This window comes from Achromobacter sp. PD1, from assembly GCF_048541815.1.
Lineage (GTDB): Bacteria > Pseudomonadota > Gammaproteobacteria > Burkholderiales > Burkholderiaceae_B > Achromobacter > Achromobacter bronchisepticus_A.
The window spans coordinates 2,746,784-2,771,377 of the sequence record NZ_CP183349.1; the positions used below are offsets into that span (position 1 = coordinate 2,746,784).

General features: G+C 67.1%; 23 protein-coding genes. 6 read left to right on the forward strand and 17 right to left on the reverse strand.

All coding sequences use genetic code 11. From position 1 onward, the window contains the following. The first annotated feature begins 11 nt into the window (after nucleotides 1-11). Nucleotides 12-788: an SDR family NAD(P)-dependent oxidoreductase gene (locus ACM1PE_RS12895; protein WP_059380077.1), complete on the forward strand. Its 777-nt coding sequence runs from the start codon at nucleotides 12-14 to the stop codon at nucleotides 786-788. Nucleotides 789-839: 51 nt separating this feature from the next. On the opposite strand, the gene ACM1PE_RS12900 is transcribed toward ACM1PE_RS12895, so the two are convergent. Next, nucleotides 840-2,444 carry an ABC-F family ATPase gene (locus tag ACM1PE_RS12900; RefSeq protein ID WP_059380076.1) on the reverse strand — a complete coding sequence of 535 codons (1,605 nt, stop codon included), beginning with the start codon at nucleotides 2,442-2,444 and terminating at the stop codon, nucleotides 840-842. 235 nt (nucleotides 2,445-2,679) lie between these two features. Between ACM1PE_RS12900 and ACM1PE_RS12905 the strand changes: the two genes are divergently transcribed. The 3 genes from ACM1PE_RS12905 to ACM1PE_RS12915 are packed head-to-tail and all read left to right on the forward strand — an operon-like array spanning nucleotide 2,680 to nucleotide 6,196. Further along, nucleotides 2,680-4,257 (forward strand): CHASE2 domain-containing protein, encoded by a 1,578-nt coding sequence (locus tag ACM1PE_RS12905; RefSeq protein WP_419343485.1) that lies wholly within the window; start codon nucleotides 2,680-2,682, stop codon nucleotides 4,255-4,257. A 6-nt stretch (nucleotides 4,258-4,263) separates the two neighbouring features. Beyond that, nucleotides 4,264-4,620, forward strand: coding sequence for a hypothetical protein (locus ACM1PE_RS12910; RefSeq protein WP_059380074.1), 357 nt, complete (start codon nucleotides 4,264-4,266; stop codon nucleotides 4,618-4,620). Between the two features lie 7 nt (nucleotides 4,621-4,627). After that, nucleotides 4,628-6,196: a M48 family metalloprotease gene (locus ACM1PE_RS12915; RefSeq protein ID WP_059380073.1), complete on the forward strand. Its 1,569-nt coding sequence runs from the start codon at nucleotides 4,628-4,630 to the stop codon at nucleotides 6,194-6,196. A 36-nt stretch (nucleotides 6,197-6,232) separates the two neighbouring features. On the opposite strand, the gene ACM1PE_RS12920 is transcribed toward ACM1PE_RS12915, so the two are convergent. The 10 genes from ACM1PE_RS12920 to ACM1PE_RS12965 all read right to left on the reverse strand — a co-directional run bounded on the left by ACM1PE_RS12920 (nucleotide 6,233) and on the right by ACM1PE_RS12965 (nucleotide 15,324). Then, entirely contained in the window at nucleotides 6,233-7,270 is a 1,038-nt protein-coding gene (locus tag ACM1PE_RS12920; protein WP_419343486.1) for an LD-carboxypeptidase, read from the reverse strand. Continuing rightward, nucleotides 7,267-7,758: a tRNA adenosine(34) deaminase TadA gene (gene tadA / locus ACM1PE_RS12925; protein ID WP_059380071.1), complete on the reverse strand. Its 492-nt coding sequence runs from the start codon at nucleotides 7,756-7,758 to the stop codon at nucleotides 7,267-7,269. The genes ACM1PE_RS12920 and tadA overlap by 4 nt, the downstream gene beginning before the upstream one ends. Nucleotides 7,759-7,768: 10 nt before the next feature. Further along, nucleotides 7,769-8,617 carry an HAD family hydrolase gene (locus ACM1PE_RS12930; RefSeq protein WP_059380070.1) on the reverse strand — a complete coding sequence of 283 codons (849 nt, stop codon included), beginning with the start codon at nucleotides 8,615-8,617 and terminating at the stop codon, nucleotides 7,769-7,771. Nucleotides 8,618-8,728: 111 nt separating this feature from the next. Further along, entirely contained in the window at nucleotides 8,729-9,208 is a 480-nt protein-coding gene (locus tag ACM1PE_RS12935) for a hypothetical protein (protein ID WP_118932060.1), read from the reverse strand. Nucleotides 9,209-9,338: 130 nt separating this feature from the next. After that, nucleotides 9,339-9,680 carry a monovalent cation/H(+) antiporter subunit G gene (mnhG, locus tag ACM1PE_RS12940; RefSeq protein WP_419343488.1) on the reverse strand — a complete coding sequence of 114 codons (342 nt, stop codon included), beginning with the start codon at nucleotides 9,678-9,680 and terminating at the stop codon, nucleotides 9,339-9,341. After that, on the reverse strand, nucleotides 9,677-9,958 hold the full coding sequence (locus ACM1PE_RS12945) for a K+/H+ antiporter subunit F (RefSeq protein WP_013394078.1): 282 nt from the start codon (nucleotides 9,956-9,958) through the stop codon (nucleotides 9,677-9,679). The genes mnhG and ACM1PE_RS12945 overlap by 4 nt, the downstream gene beginning before the upstream one ends. Then, nucleotides 9,955-10,437 carry a Na+/H+ antiporter subunit E gene (locus ACM1PE_RS12950; RefSeq protein WP_059380067.1) on the reverse strand — a complete coding sequence of 161 codons (483 nt, stop codon included), beginning with the start codon at nucleotides 10,435-10,437 and terminating at the stop codon, nucleotides 9,955-9,957. The genes ACM1PE_RS12945 and ACM1PE_RS12950 overlap by 4 nt, the downstream gene beginning before the upstream one ends. Continuing rightward, on the reverse strand, nucleotides 10,437-12,068 hold the full coding sequence (locus tag ACM1PE_RS12955; protein WP_419343489.1) for a monovalent cation/H+ antiporter subunit D: 1,632 nt from the start codon (nucleotides 12,066-12,068) through the stop codon (nucleotides 10,437-10,439). The genes ACM1PE_RS12950 and ACM1PE_RS12955 overlap by 1 nt, the downstream gene beginning before the upstream one ends. Next, the gene (locus ACM1PE_RS12960; protein WP_175205528.1) at nucleotides 12,065-12,409 is read right to left on the reverse strand and encodes a Na+/H+ antiporter subunit C; all 345 of its coding nucleotides are present in this window, start codon (nucleotides 12,407-12,409) and stop codon (nucleotides 12,065-12,067) included. The genes ACM1PE_RS12955 and ACM1PE_RS12960 overlap by 4 nt, the downstream gene beginning before the upstream one ends. After that, nucleotides 12,409-15,324, reverse strand: a complete 2,916-nt coding sequence (locus tag ACM1PE_RS12965) for a monovalent cation/H+ antiporter subunit A (RefSeq protein WP_059380065.1) — start codon at nucleotides 15,322-15,324, stop codon at nucleotides 12,409-12,411. Before ACM1PE_RS12965 ends, ACM1PE_RS12960 begins: the two co-directional genes overlap by 1 nt. 559 nt (nucleotides 15,325-15,883) lie before the next feature. Between ACM1PE_RS12965 and ACM1PE_RS12970 the strand changes: the two genes are divergently transcribed. After that, nucleotides 15,884-16,864, forward strand: coding sequence for a Bug family tripartite tricarboxylate transporter substrate binding protein (locus ACM1PE_RS12970; protein ID WP_059380100.1), 981 nt, complete (start codon nucleotides 15,884-15,886; stop codon nucleotides 16,862-16,864). 457 nt (nucleotides 16,865-17,321) lie between these two features. Further along, nucleotides 17,322-18,203, forward strand: a complete 882-nt coding sequence (locus ACM1PE_RS12975) for a hypothetical protein (protein WP_419343490.1) — start codon at nucleotides 17,322-17,324, stop codon at nucleotides 18,201-18,203. 34 nt (nucleotides 18,204-18,237) lie between these two features. Here the strand turns inward: ACM1PE_RS12975 and ACM1PE_RS12980 are convergent, their stop codons facing one another. From ACM1PE_RS12980 to ACM1PE_RS13005, 6 genes are all read right to left on the reverse strand, one after another. After that, nucleotides 18,238-19,203 carry a Bug family tripartite tricarboxylate transporter substrate binding protein gene (locus ACM1PE_RS12980; protein WP_419343491.1) on the reverse strand — a complete coding sequence of 322 codons (966 nt, stop codon included), beginning with the start codon at nucleotides 19,201-19,203 and terminating at the stop codon, nucleotides 18,238-18,240. Nucleotides 19,204-19,244: 41 nt separating this feature from the next. After that, nucleotides 19,245-20,387, reverse strand: a complete 1,143-nt coding sequence (locus tag ACM1PE_RS12985) for a CaiB/BaiF CoA transferase family protein (RefSeq protein WP_419343493.1) — start codon at nucleotides 20,385-20,387, stop codon at nucleotides 19,245-19,247. Between the two features lie 24 nt (nucleotides 20,388-20,411). Further along, on the reverse strand, nucleotides 20,412-21,467 hold the full coding sequence (locus tag ACM1PE_RS12990) for a hypothetical protein (protein ID WP_419343494.1): 1,056 nt from the start codon (nucleotides 21,465-21,467) through the stop codon (nucleotides 20,412-20,414). Next, complete coding sequence (locus ACM1PE_RS12995; RefSeq protein WP_059380060.1) at nucleotides 21,460-22,143, reverse strand: TetR/AcrR family transcriptional regulator; 684 nt, start codon at nucleotides 22,141-22,143, stop codon at nucleotides 21,460-21,462. The genes ACM1PE_RS12990 and ACM1PE_RS12995 overlap by 8 nt, the downstream gene beginning before the upstream one ends. Further along, a complete protein-coding gene (locus ACM1PE_RS13000) occupies nucleotides 22,140-23,321 on the reverse strand; it encodes an acyl-CoA dehydrogenase family protein (protein ID WP_059380059.1) in 1,182 nt (393 codons plus the stop codon). The genes ACM1PE_RS12995 and ACM1PE_RS13000 overlap by 4 nt, the downstream gene beginning before the upstream one ends. Nucleotides 23,322-23,480: 159 nt before the next feature. Next, entirely contained in the window at nucleotides 23,481-24,362 is an 882-nt protein-coding gene (locus ACM1PE_RS13005; protein ID WP_419343495.1) for a DMT family transporter, read from the reverse strand. Nucleotides 24,363-24,594: the final 232 nt, after the last annotated feature.

Here is a 24,594-nt window from a genome sequence, read left to right on the forward strand (position 1 = left end):
CAAGGAAAACCATGAACCACACTGCTTTTCTGCTGGACCAGCGCAGCATCATCGTAACGGGCGCCGCCCAGGGCATAGGGCGCGCCATCAGCGAATTGGCCATGCAATTGGGCGCGCGCGTGACCGCCGTCGACATGAACGCCGACGCGCTCGCCGCGTTTGAGCGCGAGGCGCCGCAAGGCCAGCTGCTGACCCTGGCCGGCGACGTGTCGGACCCGGCATTCGCGGCCTTGGCGGTCGAGCGCGCGGCGCAGCATTACGGCGCGGTCGACGGCCTGGTAAACAACGCGGGCGTCACGCGCACTGCAATGATAGAAAAAATGACCCAGGAAGCCTGGCAAAAGGTGATCGACGTGCACCTGACCGGATCCTTCCAGTTCCTGCAGGCCGTCGGCCGCCACATGCTGGCGGCGGCGCGCGAAACGGGCAAGCCGGGCGGCTCCATCGTCAACATCACCTCGGACGCGGGCCGCCGCGGCACCATAGGCCAGATCAACTACGCCGCGGCCAAGTCGGGCGTGCTGGGCCTGACGATGAGCGCGGCGCGCGAATGGGGCAAGTATGGGATACGCGTCAACACCATCGGCTTCGGCGTGGTGGAAACGCCCATGACGGAGACCATACGGGGGGACAAGTTCCGCGACACCTATCTGTCGCAGATCCCGCTGGGCCGCTTTGGCCAGCCTGGGGAGGTGGCGTGGCCGGTGTGCTTCCTGCTGTCGGATGCCGCCTCGTACATGACGGGACAGCACCTCTATGCCAATGGCGGCATGACCATAGGCATGTAAGGCGGATGCGGAACCGCGGCCAGGGTCTTCCGGCCGCGGTCTGCACCGGCCTCAGCCGTCGATGCCGCGCGAGCTCAGGTAGTCGTCGTAGCCGCCGCGGTAGTCGACGATCTCGCCCGAGGGCAGGATCTCGATCACGCGCGTGGCCAGGCCGGACACGAACTCGCGGTCGTGCGACACGAACACCAGCGTGCCTTCGTACTTTTCCAGCGCGAACTGCAGCGACTCGATCGATTCCATGTCCAGGTGGTTGGTGGGCTCGTCGAGCAGCATGACGTTGTGCCGGCCCAGCATCAGGCGGCCGAAGGTCATGCGGTTCTTTTCGCCGCCGGACAGCACCTTGGGCGCCTTGGGCAGATCGTCCGCCGAGAACAGCAGGCGGCCCAGCACGGAGCGGATCGACTGGTCGTCGTCGCCCGGCTGGCGATGGTCGCCCATCCAGTCCAGCAGGTTGATGTCGGTCTGCAGGAACTGGTCGGACACGTCCTGCGCCATGTAGCCCAGGTCGGCGTTTTCGGACCACTTCACTTCGCCCGAATCCGGCTGCAGATCGGTTGCCAGCAGGCGCAGCAGGGTCGTCTTACCCACGCCGTTGGCGCCGATGATGGCGATCTTTTCGCCCGCGTCGACCATGGCCGAGAACTTGCGGATGACGGGCGCGTCGTAGGCCTTGGACAGGTTTTCGACGGTAACCGCCAGGCGGTGCATGACCTTGTTCTGCTCGAAGCGGATGTACGGGTTCTGGCGCGACGAGGGCTTGACCACGACCTGGTCGGCCTTGATGCGGTCGATCTGTTTCAGGCGCGAGGTGGCCTGGCGCGACTTGGACTTGTTGGCGGCGAAGCGGCGCACGAAGTCCTGCAATTCGGCGACGCGTTCCTTGGCCTTGGCGTTGTTGGCCACCAGGCGCTCGCGGGCCTGGGTCGAGGCCAGCATGTAGTCGTCGTAGTTGCCCGGATAAATGCGGATCTCGCCGTAGTCCACGTCGGCCATGTGCGTGCACACCTGGTTCAGGAAGTGGCGGTCGTGGCTGATGATGATCATCGTGCTCTGGTAGCTGTTGAGCACGTTCTCCAGCCAACGGATGGTATTGATGTCCAGGTTGTTGGTCGGTTCGTCCAGCAGCAGCACGTCCGGGTTCGAGAACAGGGCCTGCGCCAGCAGCACGCGCAGCTTCCAGCCCGGCGCCACTTCGCGCATGGGCAGGTTGTGCTGGTCGACGGCGATTTCCAGGCCCAGCAGCAGTTCGCCGGCGCGGGCTTCGGCGGTGTAGCCGTCGTACTCGGCGAACTTGGCCTCCAGGTCGGCCGCGCGCATGTAGTCGTCTTCGGTCGCTTCCGGATTGGCGTAGATGGCGTCGCGCTCGGACATGGCGGCCCACATCTCGGTGTGGCCCATCATGACCACGTCCAGCACGCGCAGGTCTTCAAACGCGAACTGATCCTGGCGCAACTTGCCCAGGCGCACGCCCGGCTCCAGCGACACGTTGCCCGCCGAGGGTTCCAGGTCGCCGCCGATGATCTTCATGAAGGTCGACTTGCCGGAACCATTGGCCCCGATCAACCCGTAGCGGTTGCCTTCCCCGAACTTGACGCTGACGTTCTCGAAAAGGGGTTTGGGACCGAACTGGATGGTGAGATTGGCGGTGGAGATCACGGTATGTTTGAGTCTTTTGGCGTCCGGGGACGCATGCGGAGAAACCCGATAGTGTACCAAGCATCCGTGAATCGCATCCAGGCGCGGCAGAGCGCCGCCTGAAGCATCTGGAAATGCAGCATGCCATTTAATGTCATAACGTAAACATTTGTATTAATTGGGGTACTATTGCGGGTGACTCAGCGCCTACCGCCGCCAGGCCCGTCAGGCGGTTGCAACCCAGCTCCCCCGCTACGTGGCAGACGCCAACCACTCCTCCGAGAAAGTCGAGCTTTCCTATGGCCGGTCGCTGATCGTGGCGGCCATCGTGGCGATCGTGATGCTGTGGGCGACGCCCCGGCTCACCCCCAGTTCCGACCTGCTCACCTATGCGGCGGCCCGGCTCCAGGCCCGGCTGGTCGGGGGCCATTACGACATTGCGCGCCGCAACGACACCACGGTCGTCCTGATCGACGACGATTCCCTGGACCAGCAGAAAGGCGCCTGGCCCGTGCCTTACCGGACCCATGCGCGCTGGCTGCGCAACATCGGCCTGATCCACAAGCCCAAGGCCATCTTCCTGGACATCACCTTCGGGCGCGAGCGCGACGATCCGACCCTGCCCGAGCTGGCCGCCGCCCTGTGCGAACTGCGCGACGCCAACATCCCGGTGTTTCTGGCCGCGCTGCCCGATGCGCAGGGCGACCTGCGCCTGCGTTCGGGCCTGGAGGCGCCCGCGGGCGAGAAGCCGTGCTTCACCATGGTCGACGTGCGCTACACCCCCAGCAAGGTGGACCGGCTGGTATGGAGCTACCCGCTCTGGTCGGGCGAACATGCGCGCAGCGCGGCGCTGGCCATCGCCCAGGACGCGGCCGGCGTATCCATCACGCCCACCCGCGACGCCATGGCCTTGACCTGGGGCGTCGACAACCTGAACCAGCGCCGCTTCAGCATGGAATGCCGGCAGGCCCGCGGCGGTTATGTGGAAATGCTGCCGTCCTATGTGCGCAGCCTGCTGGGCGACCCGAACGCCGCCCAGCCCATCTGCCCGTACACGCGCGCGCTGACCCTGTCCGAATTGCGCGCGCCGGATGCCGACGGCGCCCGTCTGGCCGACATGCTCACGGGCCGCTACGTCATGATCGGCGCCGCGCTCAGCGGCTTCAACGACACCGTGCTGTCGCCGGTGCATGACGCCATTCCCGGCGTATTCATGCACGCCATGGCCCTCGACAATCTGCTGACCTATCAGGACGACTACAAGCGCGCCCTCGAATGGGAGATCTGGCCGCCCAATGTCCTGTGGCTGCTGGGCATCCCCGTCGTCATGCTGGCCCATTTCCTGCATTGGCTGGCGCAATGGCTGCGCGGCAATACGCGGCTGGGCGGCCGGCTGCTGGCCCCGCCCGCCGAATGGCGGCTGTTTGCCGACGCGCCGACCCTGCCGTTGCCGCCCGCCGCGCACGCTGGCGGCGGCTGGAAGGCCAAGGCCGGGCGCCTGTCCGCCCTGCTGCGCGACCGCGCCGCGCGCCTGTGGCTGGCGCGCTGGCTGGCATCCAAGCTCTGCGTCGCAACGTTGTTGCTGCTGCGCAAGGCTGCCGCCATCGTCCTGTCCTCGCTCATCGTGCTGTACATCGTGCTGCTTGCGCAGCGCTGGCTAAACGTGGGCACTCTGCCCATCGTCGACCTGGCGATCATGGCCCTGGCCGCGCACTGGCTCGGCTGGACCAATCGCGCCACCGCCTTTCTTTTTGGCAAACCGGATGCCGCTTCCGCGCCGGCGTCCCCGACACCCGCGCGGGAGCCATCGGCTACCCGCCCGCAACAGGAGTAGAAACGCATGCCCAAGCCCTCCTCCCTGATCACCGCGCTGGCCGCGGCCGCCCTGGCGCTGACTGGCGCAAGCGCCGCGGCGGCCGACGCCATCGTCGGCCTGAACCTCAAGCCCGTGCCGCTGTACGCCAAGTCGGACGGCGGCGCGCCCGCGGCCAAGTCCGACGGCCAGGGCATGCCCTGGCCCGTGCTCGAAGAAGCCAATGAGTTCTACCACGTCAAGATCGACGGCAAGGACTACTGGGTGGACAGCATGCACGTGCGCATCGCGCGCGGTTCCGCCGCGCAATGCGGGCCGGTGATCAAGGGCGTGCCGCCGCCCACCGGCTCGACCGCGGGTGCGGGCGAGAACGTCTGCCGCTGAGCCGCCCATGCGATCCTCCCACATCCTGCGCATGGCCGCCGTCTCTGGCGCGCTGCTGCTGAGCGCCTGCTCCACGCTTCCCGGAGGCAAGGGTTTTTCGGTCACGGCCGGCCAATTGCCCCCGCCCCCCGCCGACCGCCAATGGCCCGACGCCAGCCTGGACGCGCGCAACCAGCGCGCCCAGGGCATGGGCCTGGTCGCCATGCCGGAGATGGAAACCTACCTGAACGGCCTGCTTGGCCGGATCAAGAACGCCGCGGGCGTGCCCGGCTGGCCGGGCGCGGTCCACGTGACCTCGTCATCGGCGCTGGAAGCCTACAGCACCGGCGCGGGCAACATCTACCTGTCCATGGGCTGGCTGGCCTCGGCGGAATCCGAGGACGAGATCGTCGCCATCCTGTCCCATGAATTCGGCCACATCTACCTCGACTACCACCAGATGGAATCGGTCAATGCCGCGGGCGACCAGGTCGCGACGCTGGCGGCCGTGGGCGTGGCGCTGGCTCGCAAGGCCGGCAGCGCCACTGGCTGGAGCCCCGTGGACAGCGTGATCGCTTCGTATACGCTGGGCAAGAACATGCTGGTGCCGGCCTGGGGCCGGCAGCAGGAGGAAAACGCCGACCGCTTCGGCGCCACCGTCAGCCTGGAACTGGGCTACTCATATACCCAAGGCTTCAAGGCGTTCCTGGAACGCCAGGCCACCTGGGAAGCCGAGAACGCCAAGGTCCAGGCCGAAGCGCGCCAGCGCATGCTCGAGCAGATCAAACAGGCGGCGGCCGACAACACCCGCAAGCAAGAGGCGGCCAAGGGCAACAACATCGCCCCCCTGACCGAGATGCAGGCCTCGCTGAATTCTGGAGTGGCCGGGGCCAGCGAAGGTTTGCGCACCGGCCTGGACGACATCTGGAAGAAGCTGACCGTCAGCCATCCCGACACCGGCGCGCGCCTGGCTGCGTTGACCGAACAGGTCATGCCCTTGATGGCGGGCAAGCCTCGGCCCCCGGCGGCAGCGGCGCCCTGGAACAAGGCCCGCGCGCAACGCCGCACGGCCGCGCTGCTGAAGAACTACCAGACCGCGGCCGAGGCGCAGCAGGCCTTGCAGGCCCAGGACTACCCGCGCGCCCGCAAGCTCGCGGCCCAGGCCGCATCTGGCCCCAGCGCCACGCACGCCCTGCCCTTGCTGACCTTGAGCATGGCGCAGGCGGAATCCGGCGCGCGCGGGTCCGCCCTGCTGGACCGCAATCTGGCGTCGGAACAGGACCGCGCCTGGCAGGTGTATGTGTTGCGCGCCAACAATCTGCTGGGCGCGGGTCAATCCGGGCCGGCCGCCAGGATCATGGGCCAGGGCTTCGAGTACTTCCGCGGTTCGGCGCTGGCATGGCCTGAAGCCATCCGTTTCTACGGCCAGACCCAGGGCTGGGATCAGGCGCGCAAGCTGGCGCAGGAATGCGCGTCGCGCTTCGCAAGCTATGCCGGGGAATGCAGCAAGGCGGCCCAGTCGCCCGCCGAGCAGGCCGAGGCCAAACGGCGCAGCGAGCAGAAAGCGCAATCGCTGGTCGACAGGCTGTTCAAGTAGCAATGAGAAAGGGGCGCTCGGCGCCCCTTTTCTTTTTTAATGCGTGTGTTCGTCCAGCACCAGGTGCGCCATGCCCTTTTCGGTGGCCAGGCCCACCTTCTGCCCGATGGGCAGCGTCGCCTTGGTGGCGACATGGCCATATGGCAGCCCCGTCACCACCGGCACCTTGACCGTCTTGCGCAGCCAAGCCACCACTTCGTGCAGGTCGTAGCCGTTGTCGTGCGGCGCCAGTTTGTAGTCCGTGAAGCGGCCCAGCACGATGGCTTTTTGCTTGCCCAGGATGCCGGCCTGCGCCAGCTGGATCAGCATGCGTTCGATGCGGTAAGGATGCTCGGCCACGTCTTCCAGGAACAGGATGCCGCCGCGCACCTTGGGCATGTAGGGCGTGCCCAGCAAGGACGTCAGCATGGCCAGGTTGCCGCCCCACAGGATGCCGCGGCAATCCACCGCATCGGCGTCCTGGGTTTCGAAGCTGAGGATTTCCAGCTCGCCGCGCATGATCTCGCCGAACAGGGCTTCGGTCAGGTCGTCGACCTTCTTGCCGCCGAAGTCGTAGACCGCCGAGGCGCCGGTATAGCTGACCGCGCCGGTCTGCGCCAGCAGGCCCAGGTTGAAGGCGGTGAAGTCGCTCATGCCGACGAAACGCTTGCCGCTGTCGGCCATGGCCTTCCAGTCGATGGCAGGCAGCAGCCGGCCCATGCCGTAGCCGCCGCGCGTCACCATGACGATGGGCAGCTTCTGCTTGGCGGCGCGCGTCAGGCTGGCCAGGCGCTGCGCATCGGTGCCGGCAAAGCGCTGGTGCTGCGCGTAGGCGGTACGGTCCACGGCGGTCTTGAAGCCCTGCTGCTGCAGCCTTTCGCGCGCCAGCTCGACGGCGGCCGGATCGCGCACCGCGGAAGACGGCGAGATCAGGTAGATGCCGCGGGCGTCGGGCAGCGCGTGGGCGTGGCTGTGGTCATGGCCACAGTCTTCATCACATTCGTGGCCTGCATGACCATGATCGTGGTTATGGTCATGGTCGTGCGCGGCGGCCGCTTTCGCGCCGCGCGCCTTGGCGCCTTGGGATTTGCTCATGCTGCGGATTCCTTGCTGCGGCGTTCGCGGAAGAACCGGCGCAGCAGATCGCCGCAAGGTTCCGCCAGCACGCCGCCGGTGACTGAGGTGTGATGATTGAGTTTGGGGACCGAGCCCACGTCCAGCACGCTGCCGCAGGCGCCGGTCTTGGGGTCGTAGGCGCCGAACACGACGCGCGCGAGCCGCGCATGCAGCATCGCGCCGATGCACATGACGCAAGGCTCCAGCGTGACGTACACGGTGATGCCCGGCAGACGGTAGTTTTCCAGCGCGCGCGCGGCGCCGCGCAAGGCGACGATCTCGGCGTGGGCGGTGGGATCGTGGTCGATGATGGTGCGGTTGTAGCCGCGTCCCAGGATGTCGCCCTGTGCCGACACCACCAGCGCGCCCACCGGCACCTCGCCGATGTCATAGGCGGCCTGGGCCTCTTGCAGCGCGAGTTCCATGAAGCTGGCGTCCTGCGCGGTCCAGGGTTGGACCGCCGCCATCGGGATAGCCTCAACCACGGTACACCCGGGACTTCAGTGCGATGCGGCCGGCCAGGCTGGTCACGGCCTCTTCCAGCCACTGGTAGAGTTCGGCGTGCTCGTCGTAGCGGGCCTGGTTCAGGTTGGACACCCGGCCCTCTTCGATGAAGCCCCAGGCCCGACTGCGCTTGTCGCGATGCTTGGGGTCCCACACGCCGAAGGCGAAGCCGCCGGCGCGGCGGATCAGCGAAAAGCACGGGATGTCGGTGTAGCCGTCGCCGACGAACACCATCTGGTCGAACGGCACCCGCAAGCGGTCCTCGGGCACCTTGCGGTTGACCTCGAAGGGCTTGTTGCGGAAATCGCGGCCGATGATGCCTTTCTGGATGTGGAACAGGTAGCGGGTCTTGTCGGTAAAGCTGACGATGCGGCGCGGAAACGCGATGCCGCCATCCGCGCCGTAAATGAATTCGGACGCCCAGATCTCGGTGAACTCGTGCGCGATGGGAGTGGACCGGACCACGTCGCCGATACCGCTGGAAATCAGGTAGAACTCCAGCTGCACTTGCGGCTGTTCGGCCCGCACCGCGGCGCGCAGCCGCTGGAACAGCGTGGGCACGCCGTCGTGCAGTTCCAGCCGGGCGCCCCAGTCCTTCAGGCGCTGCTGCGTGATGAGGCCGTGCTTGCCCGATTGCGACAGCTGGATCATCTGGTACAGGTAGGCGGGCACGGGGTCCCAGTCCTGCTGCGAGAGCAGCGGATCGACCTCATCCTTCCAGAAGGATGCCGTGTCCACGCCCATGCTTTCCAGGAAGCCGGACGTGCTGTCCGAGGCCAGCGTGTCGTCGAAGTCGAAAATCAGGGCGATGACGTCGGACATGTATATGCGTGAAAAAGGGGCGACAGCCGCCATTTTGCCTGAATGTGGCGGCGGCTGCGCCCCTGGAGGTCCGAGCGGGGCCGCCCTGGCGGCCCTTGTTCCGGCTGTCGCTTACTGGCGTACCGGCGAGGTCATGGGCGCCCCGGGCGCCGGCGCCATGCCCGGCGCGCCGGCCGCGGGCGGCACGGTGTCGGCCGGCACCTGGATCACGGTTTCACGCAGCACGCCCCCGCCCTGCACGCTGCCGCGCACATTGGTGGGCGAGGTCATCTGCGTCACGCAGTCCTGGCGCGATGCGGCTGGCAGGCGGTTGCAGCGGTCCAGCATGTTCTGCTGCAGCTGGTCGTTGCTGCCGTCCTTGAGGTTGTTGCGGCCGCTTTCCTGGCGCGCCGCGCCGGCTTCGCGCATGCAGGCGGCCTGGTCCTGGCCGGTGGCGCCGCTCTTGCATGCCGCCACATCCTGCTGATACTGGGACTGAGCTGAGCCGCGGCCGGTCGCATCAGCCGCGTGGACCGCTCCCGCGGCCAACATCAGGCCAGCGGCACAAAGCGTCGCCGCGAGGCGTTTGACATGCATGGGTCGTGTAGTCATGGTCAGCTCCTTGAAGTTGATTGAACCGTTACCCACTATCCCACGATGACGCTTCCGCTACATGTCCAGCGACGTGAAATCGTAAGACTACGTTTCAATTGACGCGACGCAACATACCCTGCCTGTCGCCTTAGCTAGCGTCGCGCTCGGCGTCGGCCTTGCTGAGGCGATTGCGGTAGGTTGCGGCGCGCATGAGCAGCATGGCGGTCACGGGCGAAGACACGATCAGCAGCAGCGTGATGATGACTTCATGAAACACAGGCCGCGACGACAGCGCCGAAAACACCAGGATCGACGCCGCCAGCACGCAACCGCAACCCATGGTGTTGCCCAAGGTAGGCGCATGGATGCGGGCATAAAAGGTACGGAAGCGCAGCAGGCCGGCCGAACCGGTCAGGGCAAGCAGGCCGCCGAACACCAGCAGGACGCTGGCCGGTATGGTGGCCCACAGCGGGATCTGGGCGTCGATCATGGCTCGATCACCTCGCCGCGCAGCAGGAAGCGCGCCATGGCGGTGGAGCCCACGAAGCCGAACAAGGCGATCAGCAGCGCAATGTCGAAATACACGGAGGTGCCGGAGCGGATGCCGAACACCAGCATGGTCAGCATGCCGTTGATGTACAGCGTGTCCAGGGCCAGCACGCGGTCCTGCGCGGTGGGACCGCGCAGCAGCCGGATGGCGGCGAAGACCATGCCCAGCGCAAAGCAGAGCAAGGCGAAGGACGCCGCCCAATAAAGTATGTTGTTCATTCGAAAATCTCCTTCAGCGGGCGCTCGTAGCGTTCCTGGACCAGCTTGATCCAGTCGCCTTCGTTCTGCAGGTCCAGCACGTGCAGCTTCAGGCAATGGTCGTCGGTCAGGTCCACCCAGACGGTGCCCGGCGTGTACGTGACGATGCAGGCCAGCATCGCCAGGCCGTGCGGGTCGCGCATGGTCAGCGGGATCATGATGAACCCGGGCGAAAAGTCATTGCGGCGCGGATTCAGGATCAGCCGCGCCACGGCGATATTGGATTTGATGATGTCCGCGGTCACGTGCAGGAACAGCGGGACCGCCTTCCACAGGCGGCGCGGCTTGGCCTTCAGCGGCCGCAGGCGGGAGGCGGCCCAGGTGAACCAGAGCGCCAGCGCGATGCCCAGCGCGATCTGGCCCGCGGACGCGCTCTGGTTGAGCACCAGCCACAGGACGAACAGGTAGACGGGCAGGAACAGGAAGTAGAGACGGCGCATCAGCTTCCTCCCTTGAGGCCGCGCACGGTCTGCGCGGACATGACGGCGTCGATGTAGGACTTGGGCTGGTCCAGCGACCGCGCCGCATCGTCCAGATAGGCCGACACGGGGCCGGCGCCGGCCGCCAGGCCCACGCACAGCAGCAACAGCACCGCCACGGGCCCGGCTTCGATCAAGCGCAGGCGCGGCGTGCTGCGGTCATCGCTGGCCCAGAACACCCGGATGCCGGTGCGGCCCAGGCCGATGAGGCCGGCCAGCCCCGACAGCAGCACCGCGGCCACCAATATCCATGCGTCCATGGGCACGGCCGACTCGTTGGCGGCCGACACCGCCGCTGACAGCAGCGACAGCTTGGCGACGAAGCCCGACAGCGGCGGCAGGCCGGTCACCAGCAAGGCGCAGGAAATGAAGGCCAGGCCCAGGAAGGCCATGGCCGCGGGAATGGCCACGCCCACCACGTCGTCGGAACGGTTGAGCGAGGCCGGATCGTCCAGGTCGAACGCGTCCAGGGTCACCGCCAGCACGTTGGCGCCGAAGCTGCGGGTGCGCTCGATGAGTTCGGCCAAGAGGAAGAACGCGCCCGTGGTCAGCACGGAGCTGAGCAGGTAGAACAGCGCCGGTCCCGTCAGCGTCACGCCCGGCATGCCCAGCGCGGTCAGCAGCGTGCCAGCCGATACGATCACGCAGTAACCGACCATCTTTTCCAGCTGCTGGGTCGCCAGGAGTCCCAGGGCGCCGAACAGCAGCGTGGCCAGCCCCGCCGCGAACATCCAGTCCAGGCTGAAGGCCGCCGGCGCGCCGGTGGGCAGCAGCAAGGAGCCGATGCGCAGCAGTGCGTAGATGCCGACCTTGGTCATGATGGAGAACATGGCCGCGATCGGCGCGCCGGCCGAGCCGTAGCCCTTGACCAGCCAGAAGTTCAGCGGCCAGGCGCCCGCCTTGACCAGGAAGGCCACGCCCAGGATGGCTGCGCCCGCCTCGAACAGCATGCGGTCCGCGCCCGCCAGGTTGCCGGCGCGCACCGCCAGGTCCGCCATGTTCAGCGTGCCGGTCACGCCGTAGATCAGCGCGATGCTGATCAGCAGCAGGAACGAGGCCACCAGGTTGACCGCGATGTACTGCAGGCCGGCGCTGACGCGCGCCACGCCCGAGCCGTGCAGCAACAGGCCATAGGACGCGGCCAGCAGCACCTCGAAGAATACGAAGAGGTTGAACAGGTCGCCCGTCAGGAACGCGCCGTTCAGGCCCATCAGCAGGAACTGGAACAACGAATGGAAATGCACACCGGCGCGGTCCCAGCGCGCCAGCGCATAGACCAAGGTAGCCAGTCCCAGCACCGCGGTCAGGGTCAGCATCACCGCGGCCAGGCGGTCGACCACCAGCACGATGCCGAAAGGCGCGGGCCAGTCGCCCACCAGATAGACCCCGACCCCATCGGGCCAGACGCCGGGGACGCCGCCGCCCGCCACCACCAGCAGCGCGATGGCGGCGGCCAGTTGGCCCAGGGTCGAAACCAGCGCAATGGCGCCGCGGGTATAGCGGCGGGTATCCGCCAGCAGAAGCATCGCCGCGCCCGCCGCGAGCGGCGTGATGATGGGCAATACGGGCAGGTGTTGCAGCCAAAAATTCAAGATTGGGACTCCCGTCCATCAACGTGGTCGGTACCCGTGAGGCCACGCGAGGCCAGCAGCACAACCAGGAACAGCGCGGTGGTGGCGAAGCCGATCACGATGGCCGTCAGCACCAGCGCCTGCGGCAGCGGATCCGCATACCAGGAAGGATCATGGGCCACCGCCGGATCGACCACGGGCGGACGGCCCGAGGTCAGCCGGCCCATGCCGAAGATGAACAGGTTCACCGCATAGGAAACCAGCGACAGGCCCATGATGAACTGGAAGGTCCGCGGCCGCAGCAGCAGCCAGACGCCCGAGCCAGCCAAGATACCGATAGCGATGGCGTATATCAATTCCATCAGGCTTCCCCTGTTTGTGCGGCGGCCGCCTGGATTTCGGCGGCGGCCTTGCGTTGCGCGCGCAGCGATTGGTGAGCCAGCGCCACCAGCACCAGCACGGTGGATCCCACGACCAGCATGTAGACGCCCAGGTCGAACAGCAGCACGCTGGACAGGTGCACGTGGCCGATCAGCGGCAACGCCAGATCCCAGGACAGCGCCGCCAGGAAGGGCTTGTAGGCCAGCCACGCGGTCACCGCCGCGGCGCCGGCGAACAATAGGCCCAGGCCGATCCAATGCTGCGGGTTGAGCCGGCTGCGCGACTCCACCCAGTACACGCCGCCGACCATGTATTGCAGGATGACCGCGGTGGCGAAGATCAATCCGCCGACGAAGCCGCCGCCCGGCTCGTTGTGGCCGCGCAGCAGGAAGTACACGGAAATCAGCGCGGCGGTGGGCAGCAAGAGGCGCACCAGCACGGTGGGCACCATCATGGAACCGGCGGGCACCAGCGACTTGATGTCCGGCGCGTCGGGCACGCCGCCATCCTGGTCGAGCTGCTGGCGCGGCAGGTCCGCGCTTTCGGCGGCCGGACGGAAGCGGCGCAGCAGCGCGTAGACGGTCAGCGCCACGATGCCGAGCACCGTGATTTCGCCAAAGGTATCGAAGCCGCGGAAGTCCACCAGGATCACGTTGACCACATTGGTGCCGCCGCCGTCCGGCAGCGCGCGGTCGACGAAGTACGAAGAAATGGTGTCGCCCTGCGGCCGCACCAGCACCGCGTAGGCCAGCGCGGCCATGCCGGTGCCGGCGGCGCCCGCCAGCAGCAGGTCGCGCAGGCGGCGTCCGCGGGCCCGCAGCGTGACCTTCAGGCTTTCGTCTTCATCCTGCGCGATGCGCCGCGGCAGCCAGCGCAGGCCCAGCAGCAACAGCACCAGGGTCACGACTTCGACCGACAACTGGGTCAGCGCCAGGTCGGGCGCCGAGAACCAGACGAAGGTCAGGCAGGTGATCAGCCCCGCGCCGCCGGCCAGCGCCAGCGACGCCAGGCGGTGATACTTGGCCTGGAAGGCGGCGGCCAGCGCGCAGCCCGCGCCCACCAGCCACAGCAGCGCGAAGGCCGGATCGATCGGCGTCATGCGGCCGGCGCCATCCAGCCAGCCGCCCGCGCGCAGCGGCAGCCAGGCCACGAACAGCGTGCCCAGCACGATCAGCAGCATCTGCACCTGCAGGCGCGACGACGCCAGCCAGCGCAGCAGCCAGGCAGCGGCCACGCTGGAGCCGTCCAGCAGCGCCTCGAAGCTGCGGCGGCCGTCCAGGCGGTAGATGAACGGCACCCGGCCCGGATTGGCGCGCTGGTGGGCGCGCAGGGCCAGATAGAGCAGGATGCCGGCCGTGGTCGCAACCAGGCTCATGACCAGGGGCAGGTTCAGGCCGTGCCAGACGGCCAGGCTGTACTCGGGCATGTCCTGCCCCAGGATGCTCTGGGCCGCGGTCGCCAGGAACGGGCCGACCGTCAGGCCTGGCACCACGCCCACCAGCAGGCAGATCGCCACCAGCAGCGCGCTGGGGAACAGCATCCAGCGCGGCGGCTCGTGCGGGGCGCGCGGCAGGTCGGTGGCCGGCGGGCCGAAGAACACTTGCAGGATGAAGCGCAGCGAATAGGCCACGCTGAACGCACCCGCGATGGTGGCCACCAGCGGCAGGCCGATCTCGGTGATGCGGTCGCCGCTGACGAAGGTGGTCTCGGCGAAGAACATTTCCTTGGACAGGAAGCCATTGAGCAGCGGCACCCCCGCCATCGAGGCGGCCGCCACCATGGCCAGCGTGGCGGTGATCGGCATGGCCTTGTAGAGGCCGGACAAACGGCTCAGGTCGCGCGTGCCGGTCTCGTGATCCACAATGCCCGCCGCCATGAACAGCGAGGCCTTGAAGGTGGCGTGGTTGATCATGTGGAAGATGGCGGCCACCAGGGCCAGCGTGCTGTTCAGGCCCAGCAGCAGCGTGATCAGCCCCAGATGGCTGATGGTGGAGTACGCCAGCACCCCTTTCATGTCCTGCTGGAAGATGGCGGCATAGGCGCCCAGCACCAGCGTGATCAGCCCCGCCCCGCCGATGATCCAGAACCATTCGTCGGTGCCCGACAGCACCGGCCAGAAACGCGCCAGCAGGAACACCCCGGCCTTCACCATGGTGGCCGAGTGCAGGTACGCGGATACCGGCGTGGGCGCCGCCATGGCATTGGGCAGCCAGAAATGGAAGGGAAACTGGGCGCTCTTGGTCAGCGCGCCCAGCGCCACCAGGATCAGGACGGCCGGATACCAGGGATCGGCCCGCACCAGGTCGCCCGCGGCCAGCACCCGGTCCAGGTCATAGCTGCCGACGATATGGCCCAGGATGAGCACCCCGGCCAGGAGGCACAGCCCGCCCCCGCCCGTGACCGTCAACGCCATGCGCGCGCCGCGGCGCGCGTCCAGGCGGTGATGCCAGTAGGCGATCAGCATGAAGGACGCCAGGCTGGTCATTTCCCAGAACATGACCAGCTGGATCAGGTTGCCCGACAGCACCACGCCCAGCATGGCGGCCATGAAGGCCTGGAAGAAGGAGAAAAAGCGCGGCACCGGATCTTCCGGCGACATGTAATAGCGCGCATACAGCACCACCAGCGCGCCCATGCCGGAGACGATCAGCGCGAACAGCCAGGCGTAGCCGTCCATGCGCAGGGTGAACTGCAGGCCCAGCGCGGGCGCCCAGGGCATGTCGAAGCGGACCACGCCGCCGTTGGCGACGTCCGGATAGAGGCTGATGACCAGCACCACACAGACCAGTGCGATGAGGCCCGCCAGCCACGCCTCGGCATTGCGGGCGTTGGATGGCAGAAGCGCGGCGCACAGGCTGCCGGCGAACGGCAGAGCGAGGATCAGGATCAGCGACATGGCGTTCCGAGAGTGTCCGGGCCCCCTCCCGCCAGCGCAAGGCAGCGAAAGACGAACAGACCGGGGATTGAAAAACGGACGGAACCCTGGCCCGGTGCGTCGCTGCACTACACGTTGCCCCGCGGGGGACATCAACCAACGCCATTGAACGGCGCAGACAGAAACAAACGCAATAGCTTTCTTGCAAGACCGGCCAAGAATCTCATACGAAAAATATCAGATTCTTGTAAGTTATGCAGAGATTTATGTGTTTACGATGCGGATGACGGCAAGATCGATGCGCAATCCTTGCGCAATTGAAATATTCCCGAAGCTGTTCATATCTTTGTCAGCATTGGATTTTTTGGTCTATTCCCGTCTTCTTCGGGCAACGGCGCCATAAAAAAATAACCCTGGACAAGCCAGGGTCTATCCGGGTTGACCGGCGGAAATTTACTGTGTGGAATGGCGCCCACGAGGCTCCGCCAAGCCAGCATCCCGGCGCGGCAGGCTTCACCGACGCCGGCCCAAGAAGCCGGCCGGGTCGGAAATTCAAATAATCTGGAGAAGACTCTTGACCATGCTGTCCCAAGCCAAGGCCGTCCTGGCCGCCGCCATCGCCGGCCTCTGCCTCACCACCGCCGCGCAAGCAGCCGACCCCTACCCCAACAAGCCCATCCGCCTGATCGTACCTTTCGCCGCGGGCGGCACTACCGACATCGTGGCGCGCATCGTCGCCGAAGGCCTGACCCGTGAGCTCGGCCAGGCCGTGGTGGTCGAAAACCGCGGCGGCGGCGGCGGCTCGATCGGCGCCGACGCCGTGGCGCGCTCCACGCCTGACGGCTACACCCTGGGCGTGGCCACCGTCAGCACCATGGCCACCAACCCGGCCACCAACCCCAAGAACCCGTACAACCCGTTGAAGGACTTCGTCCCCATCACCAATATGGTGAACGTCCCCAACGTGCTGACGGTGAACCCGGCGGTGCCGGCCAAGACCCTGGCCGAATTCATCGCCCTGCTCAAGGCCAATCCCGGCAAGTACGCTTACGCATCCTCGGGCGCGGGCGGCATCGGCCACCTGGACGGCGAACTCTTCAAGTCGCTGACCAAGACGGATATGGTGCATGTGCCTTACCGCGGTTCGGGCCCGGCCCTCAACGACGTGATCGCCGGCCAGGTCAACGCCCAGTTCGACAACCTGCCCTCGTCCATGCCCCACATCCAGGCCGGCAAGCTGCGCGCCCTGGCCGTGGCCGCGCCCAAGCGCCTGCCGGCGCTTCCGGACGTGCCGACCTTCTCCGAAGGCGGCCTGCCGGAAATGGATAACATGGCCTGGTACGGCCTGGTCGCGCCCGCCGGCACGCCGCAGGCCGTGATCGACCGCATCCATGACGCCACCGTCAAGGCGCTCAAGGATCCGAAGATCGTGCAGCGCCTGGCCGACGGCGGCTCGCTGGTGGACGGCAACACGCCCGCCGAATACGCCGCCCAGATCAAGCGCGAGCTGGAACTGCGCCAGCGCATCGCCAAGGAACGCAACATCCAGTCGACCAACTGATCGTTAGCGGACAACGCGCCGGCCCAGTCCGGCGCCCCGAGGCCGGCCTGTTTCCCAGGCCGGTTTTTTTTCGCTTCTTCCACCGCCATCGTTCCAAGGGCCGCGCTTGACTGCAATCGTCCCGGTGGTAGCATGTGCGACCGTGCGATCCCATCTTTCTCCCCCTCCCTGCGCCGCCTGCGCGCTTTGCGCCCTGCGCTCGACCCTGTTGAGCTCGCAGGAAGTCGCCGCGCGCTCCGCCTACGCCCGCTCCAAGCCCGGCTAATCGCCCGCTTTCCCCCTTTCTGATTCCTGCACCGGCCCGCCGCCGGCTGCCTGCGCACATCCGCGCATCCGGCAGCCTTGCTGCCGGCCGGCGGACGCCCTGCCGCGTGGCCGGGCTCCGCGTCTCGTCCCTCTATCCGCAACGCCAACGGAGGCTTGCGGCCAGGCCACGCACCGACCTATTCCAAGCGCCATGCAACTCACCAAGAACTTCGTCAAAGCCAAGAACCCCTGCGCGGGCGGCTACAAATGGTTCATCCGCGACCACAACGGCCAGGGAGACTACCAGGCCGTGCTTGACGCCTTGGTCGCTGACGGCCGCGTCAGCGACGCCTGCTGGCTGCTGGACCAGTTCGGCCCCACCGACGCGGTGCTGCGGCTGGATTCGGTCGATGCCAATGCCATCGTCTTCGCCGGCACGCTGGAAGTGCGCATGGGCATCAACGTGGACAGCGTGGTGCGCGCCGGCCGCAGCATCGTCACCGGCGGCGGCATCCGCGCCGGCGAAACCATCCAGGCGGGCGAAAACATCACCGCCAGCGCCAACATCGCCTGCGGCGGCAATCTGCGCGCGGGCGGCGACGTCAGCGCCGACTGGGGCATCGAAACCGCGACGCGCCTGGATTGCGGCGGCAACGTGCGCGCCAAATGGGACATCTGCGCCGGCCAGGACCTGGCCGTGACCGGCCACCTGCATGCCGGACAGGACATCCAGACGCAAGGCTCCATCAAATGCGGCCAGGGCATCAAGGCCGGCGGCGACGTGCGCGCCGAAAAGGAAATCGACGCCGCCTGCGGCATCCAGGCCGGCGGCTCCATCCAGTGCGGCGAGCACCTTGCTTCCGGCTGGGGCCTGATCGCCGGCGAGGACATCCGCGCCGAAGGCGCGATCCGGGCAGGCGAAGGCGTACAGGCCGAAGGCGTGATCGAAGCCGGCGCGGGCCACGGCATCTACGCCGGCCTGAGCGTCCGCCTGGACGCCTGGGCCGCCTGCGCGCGGGTCGTCGCGCAGAGCCGGCCCGAGCAATTGGTCAGCGGGCATTGGGACGGCCAGGACAGCGCCGTCTACGCATAGCGGCAGCCCCGGCGCAGCCAGGGCGCAATGCCGCCTATTCCGGCTTGATGTTCGCTTCCTGCATGCGGCGGCCCCAGGTGCCCAGCTGCGCCTCGACGAACGCCTGCTGTTGCGCCTGCGTGTTCGGCGCGGCCGTCATGCCCAGGGTGGCGAACTTCTGCTGTACCTCGGGACGCGCCAGCGCCTCGTTCACCGCCTTGTTCAAGCGCTCCAGGATCGGCTGGGGGATGCCGGCGGGACCGGCCAGGCCCACCCACACCACCAGGTCGAAATCCTGATATCCCGTTTCGGCAAAGGTCGGCACATCCGGCAGGTCCGCCAGCCGGCGCTCGGTGCTGATGGCCAGCGCCCGCAGCTTGCCGCCGCGCAGCAGCGGCGTCGCGACCGACAGGTCCGCCATCACGTAATCGACCTGCCCGCCCGCCAGGTCCGTCAGCGCCGGGGGCTGGCTCTTGTACGGCACGCCTTCCGCGCGCACGCCGGCAATGCGGTTGAACGCCGCCGCGCCGACCTGCCCGCCCGGGGAACCGTAGCCGTAGTTCAAGGAGCCCGAGGCCGCTTTCTTCACGAACGTGGCCAAGTCCTTGTACGGACCATCCGCGCGAACCAGCAGCAGCATGGGCATGGTGGTCAAGCGCGACACGTGGCTGAAGTCCTTCTGCGCATCGTAGGGCAGCTTCTTGAACAGCCCCGGATTGATCGAGTTCAACGAACTGCTGGAGATCGTCAGCGTGTAGCCATCGCCCGGAGAACGCACCGCGTATTCGGTGCCTATCAGGCCTTGGGCGCCGGGCTTGTTCTCGACGATGACGTTGGCGTTCAAATCGCGGCGCAGTTCTTCCGCGATGATGCGGGCGCTGGTGTCGGTGGCGCTTCCCGGCGAGAAGGCCGCGACGATCTTGATGGGTTTGTCGCCCGGATAGGGTTCGGCCTGCGCCGCGCCCTGCGCGGACAGGCTCAGCAAGGCGCACGTCAACAGCGCGAATCGAATCGTTTTCATGGGTGTAGTCTCCTGGTTTTATGGGTACTGCCTGGTTTGCCTTACCGCTCTGACGGCGGTGTCGTGGCATTCATTTCGCCCAGGCGCGGCGGGCCTCGGTGTATGGCCGCCGGCGTGCCGGACAGCTTTATCGGTATGCCCGGGCCGTGATAATCGTCGCGTCGGACCACCATCTCGCGATGTTCGGTATGGGCGGCCGCGGCCACCGATGCCATGTCCAGGATCGGTGCGGCGGGCACGTTCTGCGCCAGCAACTGCTTGCCGAACGCCTCGCCATCGACCTGCGCGAACGCCTGGGCCAGCGCCGCATCCACGGCTTCGCGGTTGACGACTCTTTGCCCGTTGGACTTATAGCGCTCGTCCTGCGCCATGCCGGCAATGCCCAGCTGCGCGCACAGCTTGGTGAAGAGGCGATCGTTGGCGACCGCGATGAACAAGGGGCAGGTCCGGGTCTGGTAGACGTTGTAGGGCACGATGTTGGGATGCCCGTTGCCGCTGGGCCGCGGCGTATTGCCCGACGCCAGGTAATTGGCCAGGAACGGATGCGCCACCGACACGGCGGAATCGTAGAGGCACACGTCCGCCATCTGCCCGCGCCCCGTGCGGTGCCGGGCCTGCAGGGCCAACAGCACGGCAATCGCGGCGTTCATGCCGGTAGTGAGGTCCACCACCGGCACGCCCAGCCTCAGGGGTTCGCCGCCCGCCTCGCCGTTGATGCTGAGCAGGCCGGCCATGGATTGCACGGCGGCGTCGTAGCCTGGCAATTCGCCCAGCGGGCCATCGTCGCCGAAACCCGTGATGCGGCAATGCACCAGCCGCGGAAAGCGCTCGGTGATGGCGGATGGTTCGGCCACGCCCCAACTGCGCAGCGTGCTGGCCTTGAAGTTTTCGATCAGCACGTCGGCCGTTTCCAGCAATTGCCAGAACGTCTCCCGTCCGGCCTCGCTGTTCAAGTCCAGCACCATGCTGCGCTTGTTGCGGTTCACGGCGCGGAAATAGGCCGAACTGCCATCCACGAACGGCGGGCCGAAGCCGCGGCATTCGTCGCCTTCCGGCGACTCGATCTTGATCACGTCGGCGCCGTGGTCGCCCAGCATCTGGCCGCAGAATGGCCCTGCCAGGACGCGCGACGCGTCGATGACGCGCAGGCCGGCGAGCGCGCCGCCGGCATCGCTGCTATGCATAGTCTGTCTCCTTCGAATCCAAGGTCAGGCCGAAGCGCGGGCGATCAGCCAGTTGAATTCCCTGCCCTGCGCGCCCGCCTGCGTGCTCATGCGCAGCGCAAGCCGGTGGTTGTGCGCATCCAGCGCGCCTTCCAGCAGGCCGTTCCAGGCTTGCGCCACGCAAGGGTGCGCATCGGCCACGGCGTCCATCAGGTTCCAGCCTTTTTGCGTCACGCGCACGCCTTCCGGCGTTTCGCTCAACTCGCACGCGTCGCCCTGCGCTTGCGCCAGCGCCGCCATGAAGCGCCCGAACTGCAGCGCGGAGCCATCCTGCTCCACGCCCAGCGCCCGCGCCGTCTCGTGATAGAACTGCATGCCTATCATTCGTCCGGTCAGGTGCAATAGCCCGGTCGCTTCCTCCGGCCCCCACAGGTTCACCGCCACGGGCAAGGCGCTGCGCACGTACTCCATGGCGTAGTTGCGGCCGGCCTTGGCCAGGCGCGTCGCGGGCCAATCCACGGTGGGCAGCGTCGGCGCGGCCGCGGCGTCGAAATCGGGCGCGTCCTCATTGCGGCTAAAGCGCAGGCGTTCGTGCGGCTGCAGGTCGCGGTCGTATTCGTAGTAGTAGCCCTCCAGTCCCGACTGGCCGTCGACCGCCTGCTTGGTACACACGAAACCCAGCCGCGGATTGTTGAGCGACACGCCGTTCTGCGCATGCCAGCCCGCCAGCATGGCGCGCGACACCTCCGACGGTATCGCGCACAGCGCGGTGCCCGACCAGATCCAGCGCGGCGCGGAATAGCGTATCCAGGCCTTGCGGTCGGACTCGTGCATGTACTGCACCGCCACGCCGCCGATATGGTTGGACAGATAGTGGTACTGAGCCGCCGCGACCGCGGGCGGCAGATGTGCGATGCCCAGCTTCTTCAGGCCTGGCAGGAAGCGCTCGTTGCGCTGGCGGCAGAAGATCTCGTAGACCAGTTCAGCCGCGCGCGCCGTGCCGCGGCGCGTCACGGCCGACAGGACGATGCCGGTGAAGAACGCGTGATACCACTCGGAAACCGCGCGCCAGCCGCGTTCCTCGGATTGCATTTCATGCATGGCCATTCACTCCAGTAGGAACCGCCACGGAACCGGGCAGCAGGGATTGCATGGACGCGACGGCGAAATCCGCAATGTCGCGCGCAATGGCCTCGCGATCCGCGTCGGATTCCCCGGCCCTGGGGCGATACCACATGGTGGTCCAGTTCAAGGCGCCCAGCAGCGGCTTGACCTGCAAGGCCGGCGGGCCTCGCCGGAAGTCTCCGGTCGCCATGCCCGCCTCGACCACACTGCGGAACAGCGACTCGTAGCGGTCGCGCTGCCGCACCAGTTCTTCCAGTTCGGCGCGCTGGCCCGCCGTGGTGCGTCCGGCCAGGTGCAGTTCGACGCCCTGCACGGTGACGCGCTGGTATGGCAGATGCGCCATCATCAGATGCGTGTGGGCATGGGCCATGTTCCAGAGCCGCTGGGGCGGCGACGCGGCGGCGTCCTCGGCCAGCGGCGTCACCGTGTCCAGGTTCAACTGCATCGCGCGCCGGTGCACGGCGAAGAACAGGTCGGTCTTGCTGCGGTAGTAGTAATAGACGCTGCCTTTCGTGACGCCGATCAGGTCGGCGACCGAATCGATCGTCGTCGCCGCGAATCCCATCTCGGTGAAGGCATGCGCGGCCGCGTCCAGCAACTCCACTTGCCGCAGCGGCATCTCGTCATAAGGAATGGCAGTCTTGGCTTTCATGCGAACTCCCGGCGCTGCGCCGCGGCGCCTGCGCTTTTCTTGATGGCGCGGGCCAGGACCACGCGCTGGATTTCGGAGGTGCCTTCGTAGATTTCGGTGATGCGCTGGTCCCGGTAGCAGCGTTCCACCGCGCTCGGCTTCACGTAGCCGCGCCCGGCCAGGATCTGCATCGCGTCGTCCACCACGCTGTGCGAGGTTTCGCTGGCCAGCAGCTTGGCCATCGCGCCCAGCGTGCCGATGTCCTGCCCGGCGTCGTAGGCTCGCGCCGCCTCGTAGGTCATCATCCGCGACGACGACAACGCGGTGGCGGCGTCGGCCAACTTGAAGCCCACGCCCTGGTGGTCGATGATGCTGCGCCCGAAAGTCTGGCGCCCCACCGCGAAGTCCCGCGCCTCGGCATAGCTGCACAGGGCGATGCCATTGGCCTGGGCAGCCACCACCACGCGGCCGATGCTCAGGGTCGCCAAGGCGAGCTTCAGCCCTTCTCCCAGCGTTCCGACCACGCTCTCCGCGCCGACCCAGGTGTCCAGTTTCAGGTTGGTGGTGGTGGTGCCGCGTATGCCCATCTTGTCTTCGTAGTGGTCCACCACCACGCCGCTGGCATCGCGGTCGACCACGAACGCGCTGATGTTGTTGCGCGCGCCAGGCTCGCCTGTACGGGCGAACACGATGAAATGGCGCGAATGCCCGCCATTGCCCAGCCAGCATTTTTCACCCCGGATGCGCCACCCGTCGCCTTCAGGCACGGCAGTGGTCAACAGGGCTGCCGCATCCGAACCCGCGCCGCGCTCGCTCAGGGCAAAGTTGACCGCGTGGCCGTCCCGCGCCAAGCCGCCCAGCAGCACCATCTTCTGTTCGGCGGAGCCTCCCAGGATGACCGGAAACGCGCCCAGCGACAGCGCCGCCAGGATGGCGGCCGTGGAGGCGCAGCCCTGCGCCACGGCTTCCACCACCGCCACCAGCGAGGTCAGCGATGCCCCTGCGCCACCGTATTCGGCCGGGATGAAGAGTCCCGAGATTCCGCTTTCCCGCAACGGCGCCAGATGCTCCACGGGATAGCGCTGTTCCCGGTCTATGGCGGCGGCGGCCGGCGCAAACGCCTGCGCGGTCAAGTCTGCGGCCTTGTCGCGCCAGGCGCTTGCTTGCGGGTCGAGCGAGGGATTCCAGATCACGGACATCATTGTCTCCAGCAACATACTAACGAGTATTTAATCGACTGAATGAGAACATACTACTTGGTATTTTTCTCCGATACCCAGGGAAAACCCGCAACACGAGGAGTTGTCCCGCGGGTGCACCGAAGTCCGCCCGCGGGGTCATGCCTCAATAGGCAACAGTCAGGTCTGCGCCGCTTTCGCCGCCGGCGCCGGACTGCGCAACACCAGCATCAGCCCAAGCAGGATCGCCGCCATCCCGCCCAGACTCAACGCCGACAACCGGTTGCCCAGGATGACGTAATCCAGCGCCGCCGTGCCGGCCGGAACCAGATAGAACAAGCTGGTGACGTTGACCAGGTTGCCGGCCTGGATCATGCGGTAGAACAGCAGGGTCGCGCCCACCGAAATCACCAGGCCCATCCAGATCAGCGGCAGGATGAAGCCTGTCACCCACTCCACCCGGATGGGCTGGAACGGCACGAACAGCAGGCACAGCGCCAGGCTGACCAGGTACTGCAGCGGCATGACGTCCATGGGCGTCTGGCGCACGCGCTTCTGCAGCATGGCGCCGCTGGTCATGCAGAGCAGCGCGGCCAGCGCGTAGACCATGCCGGCCGCGGAGAAGCGCGCCATGCCTATGCTCTGGTAGACCACCATCACCAGCCCGCACAAGGCTAGGCCGAGGCCCGCCAGGCGCGGCAATGAATAGCGCCTTTCCATCACGGCCAGCGTCAGGATGGGCTGCGCGCCCAGCAGCGTGGCCAGCACGCCGGGCGTGATGCCGTGGTCCAGCGCCAGCAGATAGCAGATGGAATAGCCGCCGATGAGCAGCAGGCCCGTGGCCGCCACCGTCAGGCGCGTGCCCGGCGCTGGCAGCCAACGCCGCCGCCACGCGCACAACAGCAGCAGCACGGCCAACGCCAGGATGAAACGCAACAGCAGGAAGCCGAAGGCGGAGGCATGGGACAGCCCCCATTTGGCGAAAATCGCGCCGCCGCTCCACAGCAGCACGAACAAGGAAGTGGAGCCATAGGAGGTCCACGCGGATCTATCGAAAGACATGAGGTTTCTACCTGTCGGGGTATGAACAGGCTCCAGCCCCGCCCGCGCGAGCGGGCATAGGCATGCGCTAGACGGATGCAATACGCATCAGGACGTCTGGCGCAGCTTTATTGAAAAGAGGACTGGAGTCGCGTTGCGGACGGCGTCAGCCGACGACGACCGCGCAAGGCGGGTAAGCGCCCGAGACCACGCCGCAAGGCGGCGCGACCGGCGGCGATACCACCGTGGACAC

What these genes read in the sequence shown, in the direction of transcription:
- ACM1PE_RS12895 (WP_059380077.1), top strand. Translation starts at nt 12, where the DNA reads ATGAACCACACTGCTTTTCTGCTGGACCAGCGCAGCATCATCGTAACG.
- ACM1PE_RS12910 (WP_059380074.1), top strand. Translation starts at nt 4,264, where the DNA reads ATGCCCAAGCCCTCCTCCCTGATCACCGCGCTGGCCGCGGCCGCCCTG.
- ACM1PE_RS12915 (WP_059380073.1), top strand. Translation starts at nt 4,628, where the DNA reads ATGCGATCCTCCCACATCCTGCGCATGGCCGCCGTCTCTGGCGCGCTG.
- ACM1PE_RS12920 (WP_419343486.1), bottom strand. Translation starts at nt 7,270, where the DNA reads ATGAGCAAATCCCAAGGCGCCAAGGCGCGCGGCGCGAAAGCGGCCGCC.
- tadA (WP_059380071.1), bottom strand. Translation starts at nt 7,758, where the DNA reads ATGGCGGCGGTCCAACCCTGGACCGCGCAGGACGCCAGCTTCATGGAA.
- ACM1PE_RS12930 (WP_059380070.1), bottom strand. Translation starts at nt 8,617, where the DNA reads ATGTCCGACGTCATCGCCCTGATTTTCGACTTCGACGACACGCTGGCC.
- ACM1PE_RS12935 (WP_118932060.1), bottom strand. Translation starts at nt 9,208, where the DNA reads ATGACTACACGACCCATGCATGTCAAACGCCTCGCGGCGACGCTTTGT.
- mnhG (WP_419343488.1), bottom strand. Translation starts at nt 9,680, where the DNA reads ATGATCGACGCCCAGATCCCGCTGTGGGCCACCATACCGGCCAGCGTC.
- ACM1PE_RS12945 (WP_013394078.1), bottom strand. Translation starts at nt 9,958, where the DNA reads ATGAACAACATACTTTATTGGGCGGCGTCCTTCGCCTTGCTCTGCTTT.
- ACM1PE_RS12950 (WP_059380067.1), bottom strand. Translation starts at nt 10,437, where the DNA reads ATGCGCCGTCTCTACTTCCTGTTCCTGCCCGTCTACCTGTTCGTCCTG.
- ACM1PE_RS12960 (WP_175205528.1), bottom strand. Translation starts at nt 12,409, where the DNA reads ATGGAATTGATATACGCCATCGCTATCGGTATCTTGGCTGGCTCGGGC.
- ACM1PE_RS12965 (WP_059380065.1), bottom strand. Translation starts at nt 15,324, where the DNA reads ATGTCGCTGATCCTGATCCTCGCTCTGCCGTTCGCCGGCAGCCTGTGC.
- ACM1PE_RS12970 (WP_059380100.1), top strand. Translation starts at nt 15,884, where the DNA reads ATGCTGTCCCAAGCCAAGGCCGTCCTGGCCGCCGCCATCGCCGGCCTC.
- ACM1PE_RS12975 (WP_419343490.1), top strand. Translation starts at nt 17,322, where the DNA reads ATGCAACTCACCAAGAACTTCGTCAAAGCCAAGAACCCCTGCGCGGGC.
- ACM1PE_RS12980 (WP_419343491.1), bottom strand. Translation starts at nt 19,203, where the DNA reads ATGAAAACGATTCGATTCGCGCTGTTGACGTGCGCCTTGCTGAGCCTG.
- ACM1PE_RS12985 (WP_419343493.1), bottom strand. Translation starts at nt 20,387, where the DNA reads ATGCATAGCAGCGATGCCGGCGGCGCGCTCGCCGGCCTGCGCGTCATC.
- ACM1PE_RS12990 (WP_419343494.1), bottom strand. Translation starts at nt 21,467, where the DNA reads ATGCATGAAATGCAATCCGAGGAACGCGGCTGGCGCGCGGTTTCCGAG.
- ACM1PE_RS12995 (WP_059380060.1), bottom strand. Translation starts at nt 22,143, where the DNA reads ATGAAAGCCAAGACTGCCATTCCTTATGACGAGATGCCGCTGCGGCAA.
- ACM1PE_RS13000 (WP_059380059.1), bottom strand. Translation starts at nt 23,321, where the DNA reads ATGTCCGTGATCTGGAATCCCTCGCTCGACCCGCAAGCAAGCGCCTGG.
- ACM1PE_RS13005 (WP_419343495.1), bottom strand. Translation starts at nt 24,362, where the DNA reads ATGTCTTTCGATAGATCCGCGTGGACCTCCTATGGCTCCACTTCCTTG.